We start from the raw sequence: 13,484 nt of genomic DNA, 5'->3' as shown, positions 1-13,484 counted from the left end.
GGAAATATCTAACCCAACAAAGTTACTATATAGCTTCTTGTTTTCCTTAGTTGGTGTTTTAATAACATGGGTGTCTGCTGATATAGAAAAAACCAAGGCCAGCGCCTTGGTTTTTTCTATATCAGCATTTTAACTTAGCTAATTAAGTCGGTCATCATATTTTAAATCGTACTAATAAACTGGCCTAAGAAAAGCATCTTTTAACTCTTAGAGTGCTCCAACTTTTTTATAATTTTTCTTTACTTGTGTTTGAGAACATACCATAATCCTGTGGACCGAGCTAAAACATCTTTTTCTTTTGATAGAGTACACTCCACAGATATTACACTACTACCTTCATGGACCACTTTACCACGGGCAGTTACACGTTCCCCAAGGAGGGCAGCAGCTATAAAATTAGTGTTTAAATTTATGGTCATGCCTAATTTCCCCAGAGTACGCACCGCAACCCCCATGGCAATATCCGCTAACGTAGATATGACACCACCATGCAGTGTCCCGTGGGGATTTAGGTGATGAGGCAAAACAGTAATTTCTATACAGGATTCACCTACGTTTAGTTCAGTAATCTCTATATTTAACATTTTGGCAAAAGGATTTTCGTTAGCATATGTAATCATTTCTAGAATCTTAGGATCCATTACCGCCTTCTCCTTCTATATAGATTTACTTCTTTATATAACATATTCAGTAAATATTATATAAATATAACATTGGTTAATCCCATATTTAGAAATCACCATATATTATACCATTTTTTTATTCTCTTCTTGCTGATGCACTCTCTACTGTACCTGTAAATTTATTATTCCAAATGTCTTTGGTAATATTTAAAAGGGACTGGTTTAAAACCAGTCCCTTTGTTGTATTTAGGATTAGTATTCGTTGGGCAGCTTATCCAACTGCTCCTTGGTAAACACGGGGCCATCCTTGCATACATATTTGCTGCCTACGTTGCAACGTCCGCACATACCAATACCGCACTTCATTCTGTTCTCTAAGCTCATGATAATACGGTCTGGAGTAAAGCCGCATTCCACCAGTACCGGCATGGTGAATTTAATCATCACTGGCGGTCCACAGATAATGGCATAGTCTGTCTTCGGTGCCACGTCTTTGGTTACGGTGGGAATAAAGCCTACTCGTCCAGTCCAACCTTCTGCTTCCCGGTCAATGGTGGTGATCAAGTTGATGTCGCTTCTGGCATCCCAAGCTGCTAGCTCATCTTTATATAGCAGCAACCCAGGGTTTCTAGCACCATAGATTACGTTTAGATCTCCGTAATCGCCACGGTTAGCAGGGTCCAGAATGTATTGGATGGTGGCACGCAGGGTCGTAAAGGCAAAACCTCCGCCAATAATGGTCAGGCTCTTGCCTTTCAATTGCTCCATTGGGTAGGTGTTTCCTAATGGTCCACGTACTCCTACCGTAGTGCCTTCTTCCAGCATGTGCAGGGCGGTAGAAACCACTCCCACTTTGGCCACGGAGAATTTTAAAATACCTTTCTCAGTGGGGGATGAAGCGATCCCGAAGGGGGCCTCTCCTTTGCCGTATACCATCAGTTCTGCAAACTGACCAGGGCCATATTTGAAGCTCTCTGCATCTTGTTCATTTTGGAATTCCAGGGTAAAGGTATGGATTAATTTGTCTGTTGTCTCGGTGAAGTTTTTCACCAATTTCATTGGCAGCGGTAGATAAGGGTTTCTCATCTCTTTTCCAACCTCGCTTCCGCTAGTCCAGTGCCTGGATGTCAGCTAATGCTTGACGAATATCCAGGTTCACAGGGCAGTTTTTGATGCACCTACCGCAACCAACGCAGGCGGTGGCATTGTATCTTTCTACAAAGTAGTTGAATTTGTGCATAAGTCTTTGTCTCCAGCGTTCTTTACCACTTGGTCTTGGGTTGTGACCAGAACCATGCAGGGTAAATAACGGGAACATGCAGGCATCCCAGTTCCTTACACGACAACCATTGCAATCTGTAGCTTCGTCGGCTATGTCAAAGCAGTGGCAGGTGGGGCACAGGTAGGTACAGGCTCCACAGCCTAGACATTTTTCATACAGTTTGTTCCAGTATTCGTGGTCATATATAGTACGTAGTTTTTCAGCCATTCCTTCAATGTTAACGCTTCCATCTGCCTTCACTTCTGCTTGCAGTTTGGCAGCCGCTGCTTTGGCTTCTGCTCCTGCTTCGCTTAAACCAAGTTTAGCCACCAGTTCTTTCCCTTTTTCACTGATACCTTCCACTACATAGGCTTCTCCTATGTCAGTCAGGAAGATGTCGCTTCCCTCTTTGGCAAAGGGACCACAGGCTACGCTGCTGCAGAAGCAGGTGCTTGCTGGTTCATTGCAGCCTAACCCAACCACTAGGGTATTGGCCCGACGTGTCAGATAGTATACATCTGTGTATTGGTCATTTTTAAATACGTTGTCCAGCAGTACCCAGGATTTTACATCACAGGGGTGCATACCAAATACTATGGTTGCCTGCCCGTCAACGTTATCTTGCATCCTTACTCCTTCAGTGTCCACGGTGTAGTTGAATAGTTCTTCGGACTGAGGGAAAAGGATTTCTTTGCCTGGCTTTTTGGTGTTTGCATAGTCTAGTTTTGCTTCTTCTCCCTTTTGGATAGCTGCGAATTCAACCAAGCCGTTCTTTTCCACTGGAGCGATTACTCGGTATTCACTGGCCAGTTTGTCGAGTAAGTTTGTTACTTCGCTTTTGTTTAGAATCATCCTTTTTCACCTCACTCCTATAACATGAAGTCTTCTTTATCTTCGAACTTATGGGTGTTTAGGGCCGGAGCATCTTCCAGGTTCACGCCGGCTTCTGCATCAAATAGTTCTTTAACGTCTTTCACCATCTTGCGGTTTAACAGGGATAACTTAATACCCATGGGACATGCTCTTTCACAGGCACCACAGTCTACGCAGCGTCCAGCTAAGTGCATTACACGCACGGTCTGGAACAGGGCGTTATCATCTACTTTTTGCGCCCCTTTGCCTATCCAAGCTGGTGCACCACAGTCTACGAAGCACTCTGTGCAGTAGCACATTGGGCAGGCCTGACGGCAGGCGTAGCAGCGGATACATTTTTCCATTTCTTTGGCTATGAAGGCATTACGTTCTGCAGCACTTAGGGCTTCAAAGGCTTCTACATCTGCATAGTTGGCTTCTTTGGCTTCTACTTTTTCGCCAACTAGTTCATCAAAGATTACGGGGTTGTTGTGTTGACAGGTTTTGCAGGAGACGAACATGACATCGGCTTTGGCTATGGTTTGTTCAAAGTCTTTGCCTTTTACTACTAGTTCTGCTCCGTTGTCGGTTGCTTCCATGATTTCTTTGCAACCTACTGCCTCACAGATTTGTTTACGGTCTACCATGCCTTCGCAGGGTACTCCGACGATGGTTAGGTTTTCTCTGTTGATTTGACCTTCTTTAATCAGGGCGACGATGGCTCTGACGTCACAGCCCTTGGCAATGACGGCTACTTTCTCGCTACGCTTACGTACGAAGTTGGCCAGGTTGTTTTCGCAGGTGGCTCCCCAAATTAGGTTGTCTGCTTCTTCCGGTGTTCTTGCAAAGTACGGTGTGCTGCGGAGGGGCAGGCTACCTTGGGCAAATCCTACAACCAAATCCACTTTCTTTTCTTCTAACAGTTTTTTGGCAATTTCTCTAATGCTTTCGGTTTTGTTCATTCCCTCTCACCTCACTCCGCTTTACGAAATAGTCCTGTATTGGGACCCATTGCTTTTACTTTTCCGGTTAGGTCTGTTATTAATTCGGCAAATCTTGCCCCTTCGGACGCTGATACCCAGGTGAAATTCACTCTGTCTTGGTCTACTCCCATGTAATTTAGGAGGTTTTTCATCAGCGCAAATTTACGGCGGGCCACCAGGTTGCCACTAACATAGTGGCAGTCTCCAGGGTGTCAGCCAGAGGTCAGGATTGCATCTGCACCAGATCTCAGGGCACCAATGATAAATAGCGGGTTAATTCTTCCGGAGCAGGGCACCCGTACCACACGGATATTCGGGGGGTATTGCATGCGGCCTACCCCTGCCAGATCTGCGCCGGCGTAACTGCACCAGTTGCATAGAAACGCTACAATTTTAGGCTCTCGTTCGGCCATTTCTTTCTTCCCTCCATTCGAGCTGTCAGCTGTCTACTATCGCTTCGGCTGCTTATTGGGTGGTTCCATGTATTGGCCATGGGCCATGGGCCATGGGCCATGGGCTTTTAGGCCTGATTGTTCTTCATAGGATTATTAATATCTTGATGGTCAGGCGGTGCTTGCACCGCCCTGACCAATTATTACTTCTCTTTGTATTGCTATTTAGTAATTACTTGGGTTTAGCCATTTCCTAATGGCTAAAGGCTTTTAGCCCAAAGCTCACGGCTCATGGCCTACAGCCGACCCCTAAGCATTACCAGTTAGCTAACTAGAACGCTACCGCTTGGACCATTGCCATGAGTTGTTGGTTGCTGCAACCTTTAACATTGATGGCTCCGCAACGGCAGGAGGAGGAGCAGGCGCCGCAACCTTTGCACAGGGCTGGGTTTACTTCGGCTGCTGTGTTGCCTCTTTCGTCTGTTACTAGGGTTGCGGCTTTGGCTGGGCAAACTTCTACGCACACACCACAGGCCATGCATTTACGTTTGTCCACAAAGGCGGCTTTACCGTCGGTCTGGATGTTTTCTTTAGCCAAGGCTGTAACCGCACGTCCTGCTGCAGCTTTTGCCTGGGAAATGTTCTCTTCCAGGTTCTTCGGTCCATGGGCCAGTCCACACATGAATACTCCGTCTGTACCAAAGTCCACTGGACGCAGTTTCATGTGTGCTTCTAGGAAGAAGCCTTCTGCGTTTATCGGTACTTTGAACTGTTTGGATAGGGCTGTGTTATCGTTCGATACGATAGCAGTGGCCAGACCAACGATGTCTGCATAGATTTCTATCGGACGGTTCAGTACGTGGTCTATTACGGTTACTTTGGTTCCTGTTGATGTTCCTTCTACCACTGGTTTGGCATCAGTGCTGTAGCGTACGAAGATGACTCCCTTGCGACGGGCTTCGGTGTACAGGTCTTCAAAGTAGCCGTAGGTCCGAATGTCGCGGTACAGAATGTAGACGTTGGCACTGGGCTTGGCTTCTTTGACTTTCAGGGCCAGTTTGACGGACTTGGTACAGCATATACGGCTGCAGTAGGGTCTCTCGTCATCACGGCTGCCTACGCACTGGATGAAGACAAAGTTGTTGGCGTTTTCTATTTTTTTGCCTGCCAGCAGACCTTCTACTTCCAGTAGGGTGTGTACACGGGTGTTATGGCCGTAGAGGTATTCTGTTGGCTTGTATTCTGCAGCACCGGTGGCTATGATGGCCACCCCATGCTTAATTTCTTGTCCATCGGTCAATTTGGTTACGTAGTTACCCATAAAGCCTTGTACATCGGCTATTGCTACGCTGGTGTATACTTTGATCTTGTCATGGGTTGTTACTTTGTTGATTAGTTCTTTCATATATGCCTGTACGTCTTCGCCACCCATGCCATAGTGGATCCGATTGGCGATGCCGCCCAGTTCTTCGGCTTTTTCTACTACGTATACTTGGTAGCCTTGGTCTGCCAGGTTCAGGGCTGCGGTTAGTCCTGATACCCCACCACCAACTACTAGGGCGTCATGGTTCATGGGCAGGGTTACTGGTTGTACAGGTTCTAGTAATGCAGCTTTTTTAACAGCCATTTTCACTAGGTCTTTGGCTTTTTCAGTGGCTTTTTCAGGTTCGTTTTGGTGTACCCAAGAGCAATGGTCACGGATGTTGGTCATTTCAAAAAGGTGTGGATTTAGTCCAGCCTCTTTTAAGGTCTCTTGGAACATGGGTTCGTGGGTTCGTGGGCTACAGGAGGCCACTACGATACGGTTTAGCTTATATTCTTCGATGGCTTCTTTGATCTGGGCGCTGGCATCCTGGGAGCAGGCGTACAGTTTTTCGGTGGCATAGGCTACGCCCGGCAATGTCCTGGCATATTCTGCCACTGAGGGTACGTTTACTACGCCGCCAATGTTAATACCACAATGGCAGACGAATACTCCGGTCCGTACTAGGTCTCCAGCTACGTCTTTTTGTTCCGGGTACTCTTTGGTTAGGGTCATGGTTCCTTTGGCTTCGGTCAGCAATTTTTGGATTTCTCCTGCTGCTGCACTAGCCTGCATTACGGTTTCGGGAATATCTCTCGGTCCACTGAAGGCACCTGCTACATATATACCTGGTTTGTTGGTGGCTACACCAGTTAGTTTTGGTACATCGGCAAAGTTGTATTGGTTCAGTTCTACTCCTAGGTTCTTGGCCAGTTCTACCGCAGCTTTGTTTGGTTCCAGGCCTACGGACAGTACTACCATATCATATTCTTCATTAATTACTGTACCGTCTTCTAGGGCATAACGAATGTTTACGCTGTCATTTTCTCCTGGGTCGATTCCGTAGACACGGCTTCTTACGTAGTTAACTCCATATTGTTTCTTGGAGCGCTCATAGTATTGTTCAAAGTCTTTGCCGTAGGTCCTCATATCCATATAGAAGATGCTTGCGTTCAAATCATAGGGAGCGTGTTCTTTGGCGATGACTGATTGTTTGATGGCGTACATGCAGCATACTGAGGAGCAGTAGCCATGACCAATCTTGCAGTTACGGGAGCCTACGCATTGTATCCAGGCTATTTTTGCTGGTTCTTTGTGGTCGCTGGGGCGTACCAGGTGTCCACCGTAGGGGCCGGACGCACTCAGAATTCTTTCAAATTCCAGGGAGGTAACCACGTTTTTCAGTTGACCGTATTTATATAGTTCCAATTCCTTGGCATCAAAAATTTCGAAGCCTGGTACCAGCAGTACCGAACCCACTTCAATTTGTGTTTCTTCGTCCTGCATATGGTGATTGATGGCTCCGGCCTGACATGCCTTTAGGCATTTTCCGCAGAGTTTATCGTTAGCGAGATTTTTGAATTTTAAGCATTTGCTGTCATCAATGGCAAAGGCATTGGGGAAGGCTTGGGCATACAGTTTGTAGATGGCTTTACGTTTATCCAGTCCTTGGTTAAAGGCATCATCTACCTTTACTGGGCATGCTTCAGCACAGCTACCACAACCTGTACATTTATTCAAGTCTACGTAACGGGCTTTCGTCTTTAGGGTTACTTTAAAGTTCCCAGGTTCTCCTTCGATGCCTACCACTTCTGTGTTGGTCATGGTTTTTACGTTCAGGTGTCGTCCACAGTCTACCAGCTTTGGTGACAGGATACACATGGAGCAGTCGTTGGTGGGGAAGGTTTTGTCCAGCATTGGCATGGTTCCGCCAATGGCAGGCAGCTTTTCTACTAAATACACATAGTAGCCGGATTCTGCTAGATCCAGGGACGCCTGAATACCGGCTATACCGGAGCCCACTACCATTACAGCTCCTACTTTATTGGTTGTAGTCATCTTCGCATCACACCGTCCTCCTATTTCGGCTTTTACGGGGGGATGTGTCCCGCCCTAATAAGATCATTTACCCAAGCTGAAACAATAGGGTAAATTTTAGGTTTAGAGACCTAAGGGTCTAAAGCTAGAAATAAGTCCCTTAGATTATGTAAAAACGTTTTAACTAGTTATTTATACTCCAGGGGGTTTGTACTTAACTTAACAATCTTGGCTACACCTTTTCGATACTTGCTCACACTAAGAGTAGCCTGTCTTTAAAACCATAAGGTAATTTCAGCACAGTTAACCGACACCCTAGCGTAACGAAGATACTATTTATGGTGAAATTTAACATCCTTTCCTAGCTAAAAACAGCTTCATTAAAATCTTTAGCTTGTATACAGAGAACTTAAAAAATACAGTAATTTGGGCAGTTTTTCCCCTATGGCTAGTATATAGTTTATACTAACTAGTGTCAATTATTTTAGAATATTTTAAAAAGAGTATCCCTTTTCAATCAATTTATAGCTTGTTTGTATCCTAGCTATAGACAGGTTATTTCGCTAGCACTATTTATCATATTTGATTAAATTTTCTGCCTTGTATGGCATTTCATTATCATTTCTATATGGTATATAAATTCACCTGCATATTATTGCGGGATAAAAAGTTGGGATAAAAAGGCAGACCAAAAGGATCCTAAAATGGACCTCCTTAAGTCTGCCCTGAGCCTCAATCCTGATATTTTTTATCCTTTTTCCCCCATACCCACGTGATCTTCACTTTTATTTGTCATGTTATTGGGAGGTGTTTTAAAAGGGTTATTTATTTGTTGTTTTTCCCAAGGAGCCATTTCAACCTGACTGGTTTCAGGTTCTGTAGATCCTTTTACTAACTCACTCTTTTTAGTAACCAACTGCTCGTGAAGACCGCCTGCTTGTAAGGTGTGCTTCTTACTGTGTAGAGTCATTTATTCTGCCTCCTTCTAAGTTATTTAGAAAACTTGACCCTACCATGCCCCAAAGAATTGGGAATTCTTTAGACACACTCAACATAAGAGAAAGCGGCCAAGTTTGCTCTAACGCATATAGATAATTTCCGATATGCAAGTTTATTATTTCCCACATATTCTTATTATATAGTACAACATACGGAAAAAACTTATACGAGCCCAAGCAGGAGTAAAATTGTACATTAATAACTCTTATTCTTCTGATTTGTTGAATGAAAACCCCGTTGTATAGTCACTTTGTACAACGGGGTCTAATTACTTTTTGATTAAAGCACTTTATAAACTGCGTTGCAATCTTCCATTCCAAATCCTTTAGCCTCTGCATCTTCATAGAATTTCTTAGCCAATTTAGTAAATCTTGCGTCGTAATTCCATGCATCTGCCATTTCACAGCCAAGACGTACATCTTTTAAGGCCAGACTTACACCAAAACGGTTAGCAAAATCATTATTAATTATCCAAGGCCCTCTTACCTGCAATTGGAATGAATTGGCTCCGGTGTCAGCCAGTAATTCAGTTAATAGTTTAGGATCAATTCCAGCTTTTTCGCCAATACGAATACCTTCAGCTAATACAGCCAAATTAGTCATTCCTACCATGTTACTAATTAACTTGAAGGCATAGGCTTGTTCAACGTCACCTAAGTAGTAGACAGGGTTGCCAACAATATTTAAAGTTTCCTGCATTTTTTCATAGACTTCTTTTTTACCACCTGCAAATATAGGTTGTTCAGCCTTCTCCGCTTGAGCAGGACCCTTACCCAGAGGGCAAGCTAGAAATCCAATTCCTTTGCTTATAGCAAAATCAGCTAAATTTCTGGCAGTTTTAGGATCAATGGTACTAACATCAATGTAAACAGCGCCTTCTTTCATTTTGCTAAGTAGTCCATTTTCACCCAACATGGTTCCTTCCAGATGTCTGGGCAACGGTAAGCTAGTAAATACTACATCACAATCAACCAGCTCGTCAACACTTTTAACAGCTTTCCCAGTGGTTCCAGCTGTTAAGGTTCTTTCAATAGCCTCTTGGCTTAAATCAAAAACACTAACATCTTTACCTGCACGGATTAGGTTACGAGCCAGAGGTCCTCCCATAAGCCCTAAACCAATGTAACCATATTTCATAGTTATACCTTCCCTCTCCGTTTTATGGTTTTAATTTTAATAAGCTATTAATAAAATAATTAACAGGTCTAACTTTTTTCTCTCTATCGATATAAAGTATATTTATATAGTACTTTTGTGAAATTTGCGGGGACTGGATAATATCCAGCCCCCTTTTTTTATCAGTTAGAAAGGATCAACCTTCTTAACCTGGATGAGGGCAAAACTAAGCGGAGCGATAAAGCTTGGTCAGAACGAATTCCTTATGACCCAGAGTTTCAGCATTGGTGTTACGTCCATTCAGAGTACGAATCATCATTTCCATTAACTTATCTGCTGCACCATCCAGATCCATTTCACCGCGCAGAATACCAGTTAGCTCTACGTCAATGTGTTCAGACATGGTTTCTACAGTAATGGGGTTAGCAGATACTTTAATTACAGGAATGATGGGGTTACCTACGATGTTGCCCTGACCGGTTGGGAAGAAGTGTAATACAGAACCAGCAGCAGCCATCAGGGTTACACACTCAGCAGCAGCTGAGGAAGTATCCATGAAGTGCAGGCCTTTGCCCTGGGGTGCTTCGGCAGGTGCCAGTACGCTTTGTACCTTTGCTACTTTACCGATCTTTTGGATGTTACCAAGGGCTTTTTCCTCAATGGTGGTTAAGCCGCCGGCAATGTTACCCTGGGTGGGCTGGGTGCCGCACAGGTCTACACCTTGGTCAAGGATGAACTGGTTATAATCGGTCCAGGTCTTCATGAATTTTTCTCTTACTTCGGGGGTAGCACAGCGATCTGCTACCAGATGTTCACCTCCGGTTAACTCGGAGGTTTCACCAAAGAACAGGGTCAGACCCATGGGATCCAGGCGGTCATACAGACGACCGATGGAAGGGTTAGCAGCTAAACCAGAAGTTGTATCAGATTCACCGCATTTGGTGGAAACGGTCAGCTCATCCAGTTTGCACTCAGTTCTTTGTAATTCAGTGGCATACTGAACGAACTCTTTAGCTTTCCAGGAAGCCATTTCCACGGTTTTGAAGTCACCGTGACGCTCGATGGAGAAGCCAGCAACTGGTTTACCAGTCTTGGCAATGCCTTCAACAATCAGGTTGGTCCAGTTGGGTTCGATACCGATAACAACTACAGCAGCAACGTTGGGGTTGCAGCCAGTACCAATCAGGGTGCGGAAGTGTAGATCTAAGTCTTCACCAAACTGTAGACGACCATAGGGGTGAGGTAAAGCCATGGTGCCTTGAACGTGAGCTGCCACTGCTTCGACAGCTGCGTTGGAAATATCGTCAACAGGTAAAATAATTACGTGGTTACGGCAACCAACGGTGCCATTTTCACGGCGATAGCCCATAAAAGTTGGGATGTTCATTATATTTACCACCTTTCAGTTTTTAAATTGTGAGTATGTACATGTTCACCCTTTTTGATGTCAGCAACGGTTTTACCAACAGGAATATGATACTTGATGATTCTTTCACCGTTAGCAATGTCCTTAAGGGCGATTTTGTGACCCAGGGGAATGTTGCTAATGGCTTTAATGTCGATGGTTTGGTTAGAGTCCTGTACTTTACCTGTTACAGTTTCGCCAGCTTCGATGTTAGCAACTGCAACCCCAACCATATCTTCGGGGTCGTGTACTAAGAACTTAATCATGGAAACTCCTCCTATTTTTTGCGCTACGTTTAATCTCCGTAGCTTTATTATCTTAGCCCGAATAGACCTTAGGTTCTAACCGAGCAAATAATACCTTACTAAACCAATTGAGGTACCCCTATACTCTTCGCTAAATCATTTAATTCAGCCAGCAGTTGATCTGGTACAGGAATGCCCTCCTGTTGACGAGTATTGGCCTTCATAGTTCTACGCTCTCCGGGGATAAATATCTCTTCTACCCCTTCTGCCTTTGGAGTATCTTTGATTTCGGTGATCATTTGATCCATTCGGCTTACAAAACTTTCCGCAGGCATAAATTTTGAGACATCCATAGCTATAAAGGTATGCCCAATGTCTACAGGTTTGGTACTTTCGTCATAGATCCAACCAACTTCTTTACCCACAGCTGCTCCACTTAGAACCCCAGACATGATTTCTACAGCTAACGCCATTGCATAACCCTTAGGACCTGCCATTGGTAGCACGGCACCGCCTAAAGCAGCCTTAGCATCGGTGGTAGGTTTACCATCCTTATCGATGGCCCATCCCTCTGGGATTGGTTTGCCTTGTTTGGCAGCTAAGATAATATGACCTCTGGCTACAATACTGGAGGACATATCCACCACGACTGGTTGTTTTTTGCCAGGGAAACCAAAGGCGATGGGATTCGTTCCAAAGTATGGTTCTTTACCACCCCAAGGCGGAATACCAGAAGGTGTGTTGGTAAAGCCCATGCCAATCATGCCAGCCGCCGCAGCCTGCTTGCAGAAATAAGCAGAAGCTCCATAGTGGTTACTATGTTTAACTGTTACTGCACCCATACCAGTTTCTTTAGCTAAGTTGATGGCCACTTCCATGGCTTTTACTCCAACTAGTTGTCCTAGCCCGTTGTCCCCGTCAATAACAGCCACCGCAGGAGCAGTTTTGTTTACTGCGATATTGGCAATAGGGTTGATTCTACCATTTTGAATACGAGTTGTGTAAATAGGCAGTCTACTAATGCCATGGGTATCCAAACCTTCTAAACTGGTGTCTACCAGAACATTTGCTACAATATCGGCATCAGCTTTGGGAACACCAACACCTTGCAAAAGGTTCGAACAGAATTCCAGCAATCTTTCTGCAGAAAAATTCATTGTTAACCCCCCGATTTTTATTTATCTTACAATACACATGGAACCTTGACCGCGTAAAACCTTGGTACATTCATGGGCCACCAGTTCTGATGTGCGAACCTGTGCCTCTTCAGTAAGACCAGCAATATGTGGTGTCAAAATAATGTTATCCAGTTCCAACAGTTTGTTGCCTGTTGGCGGTTCCTTTGCTAAAACATCCAAAGCAGCACCAGCTATGGTATTGGACTTTAGTGCCTCATAAAGATCTTCTTCATTGATCACGCCACCCCGGGCAGTATTGATAATGTAGGCTGTCTTTTTCATGGTGCCTAGACTTTCTTTATTAATTAGGTTTCTGGTCTGATCATTTAGAGGAACATGCAGACTTACATAGTCAGACTCAGTCAGCACTTTCTCCAAAGAAGTCATGCTTACACCGATGTCAGTACAGGCAAGTTCATAGGGTGGTAAAAAGGGATCAAAACCAACCACCTTCATCCCCATCGCCCTGGCTCTAGAAGCTAACCGCGCACCGATTTCCCCTACGCCGATAAGTCCTAAAGTCTTGCCATAGATTTCTTCCCGGGTCCAGAGTTTACGGTTCCAGTTACCCTGTTTAACATCCTGGGTAGCCTTTTCCAGTGGACGGGAGAAAGAAAACATAGCCGAAAAGACATACTCAACTACGGATATGGCGTTAGCATTGCGAGCAAACACTACGGGTATACCTTTGGCTTTAGCTGCGGCCACATTGATATTGTCCAAGCCTACTCCTAATCGACCTATGACTTTCAAATTAGGGGCCTGGGTCATCAATTCTTCGGTTACTTTAGTCTGGTTCCTAACAATCAGAGCATCGCAACCCTTAACAACATCAGCTAAGTTGTCACTTTTCCATAGATTCTGGTCGTAAACAACTTCTCCCAACTCCCGAAGGATCTCTAGACCCTCTTCCCAGATTAATTCGGTAACAACAATTTTCATTTCTTCACCCACTCATTCATATTTATTACTTCACCTGTAACGGCCTTAATCTTTGTTGCAGTGTTCTATATGTATTTTCTGACAACAATACATCAAGGGGTTTTATTTTCTTTGACATTTATATGAAAATTTATCCTTTAAGCTTTGA

General features: G+C 44.4%; 12 protein-coding genes. All 12 read right to left on the bottom strand.

The features are described from left to right. Positions 1-239: 239 nt before the first annotated feature. Positions 240-641: a PaaI family thioesterase gene (locus tag ACYQ03_RS02570; protein ID WP_459907398.1), complete on the bottom strand. Its 402-nt coding sequence runs from the start codon at positions 639-641 to the stop codon at positions 240-242. Positions 642-875: 234 nt separating this feature from the next. After that, positions 876-1,709 (bottom strand): FAD/NAD(P)-binding protein, encoded by an 834-nt coding sequence (locus tag ACYQ03_RS02565; RefSeq protein WP_459907396.1) that lies wholly within the window; start codon positions 1,707-1,709, stop codon positions 876-878. A 22-nt stretch (positions 1,710-1,731) separates the two neighbouring features. Continuing rightward, on the bottom strand, positions 1,732-2,736 hold the full coding sequence (locus ACYQ03_RS02560; RefSeq protein WP_459907394.1) for a 4Fe-4S dicluster domain-containing protein: 1,005 nt from the start codon (positions 2,734-2,736) through the stop codon (positions 1,732-1,734). A 17-nt stretch (positions 2,737-2,753) separates the two neighbouring features. Beyond that, positions 2,754-3,698, bottom strand: coding sequence for a 4Fe-4S dicluster domain-containing protein (locus tag ACYQ03_RS02555; protein WP_459907393.1), 945 nt, complete (start codon positions 3,696-3,698; stop codon positions 2,754-2,756). 11 nt (positions 3,699-3,709) lie between these two features. Beyond that, positions 3,710-4,132: a hydrogenase iron-sulfur subunit gene (locus ACYQ03_RS02550; RefSeq protein ID WP_459907392.1), complete on the bottom strand. Its 423-nt coding sequence runs from the start codon at positions 4,130-4,132 to the stop codon at positions 3,710-3,712. 310 nt (positions 4,133-4,442) lie between these two features. After that, complete coding sequence (locus ACYQ03_RS02545) at positions 4,443-7,472, bottom strand: FAD-dependent oxidoreductase (protein ID WP_459907387.1); 3,030 nt, start codon at positions 7,470-7,472, stop codon at positions 4,443-4,445. Positions 7,473-8,199: 727 nt separating this feature from the next. Beyond that, on the bottom strand, positions 8,200-8,421 hold the full coding sequence (locus ACYQ03_RS02540) for a hypothetical protein (RefSeq protein ID WP_459907386.1): 222 nt from the start codon (positions 8,419-8,421) through the stop codon (positions 8,200-8,202). 308 nt (positions 8,422-8,729) lie between these two features. After that, the gene (locus ACYQ03_RS02535) at positions 8,730-9,587 is read right to left on the bottom strand and encodes an NAD(P)-dependent oxidoreductase (RefSeq protein WP_459907384.1); all 858 of its coding nucleotides are present in this window, start codon (positions 9,585-9,587) and stop codon (positions 8,730-8,732) included. 205 nt (positions 9,588-9,792) lie between these two features. After that, positions 9,793-10,953, bottom strand: coding sequence for a UxaA family hydrolase (locus tag ACYQ03_RS02530; protein ID WP_459907382.1), 1,161 nt, complete (start codon positions 10,951-10,953; stop codon positions 9,793-9,795). 5 nt (positions 10,954-10,958) lie between these two features. Next, positions 10,959-11,237: a UxaA family hydrolase gene (locus ACYQ03_RS02525; protein WP_459907381.1), complete on the bottom strand. Its 279-nt coding sequence runs from the start codon at positions 11,235-11,237 to the stop codon at positions 10,959-10,961. Positions 11,238-11,335: 98 nt separating this feature from the next. After that, on the bottom strand, positions 11,336-12,373 hold the full coding sequence (locus tag ACYQ03_RS02520) for an Ldh family oxidoreductase (RefSeq protein WP_459907379.1): 1,038 nt from the start codon (positions 12,371-12,373) through the stop codon (positions 11,336-11,338). A gap of 21 nt (positions 12,374-12,394) precedes the next feature. Then, positions 12,395-13,336, bottom strand: a complete 942-nt coding sequence (locus ACYQ03_RS02515; RefSeq protein WP_459907378.1) for a hydroxyacid dehydrogenase — start codon at positions 13,334-13,336, stop codon at positions 12,395-12,397. Between the last annotated feature and the right edge of the window lie 148 nt (positions 13,337-13,484).

It is taken from the genome of Desulfotomaculum defluvii (assembly GCF_054657375.1).
Note: the sequence above shows the minus strand (reverse complement) of the source record. Positions and strands in the feature narration are given on the sequence as shown.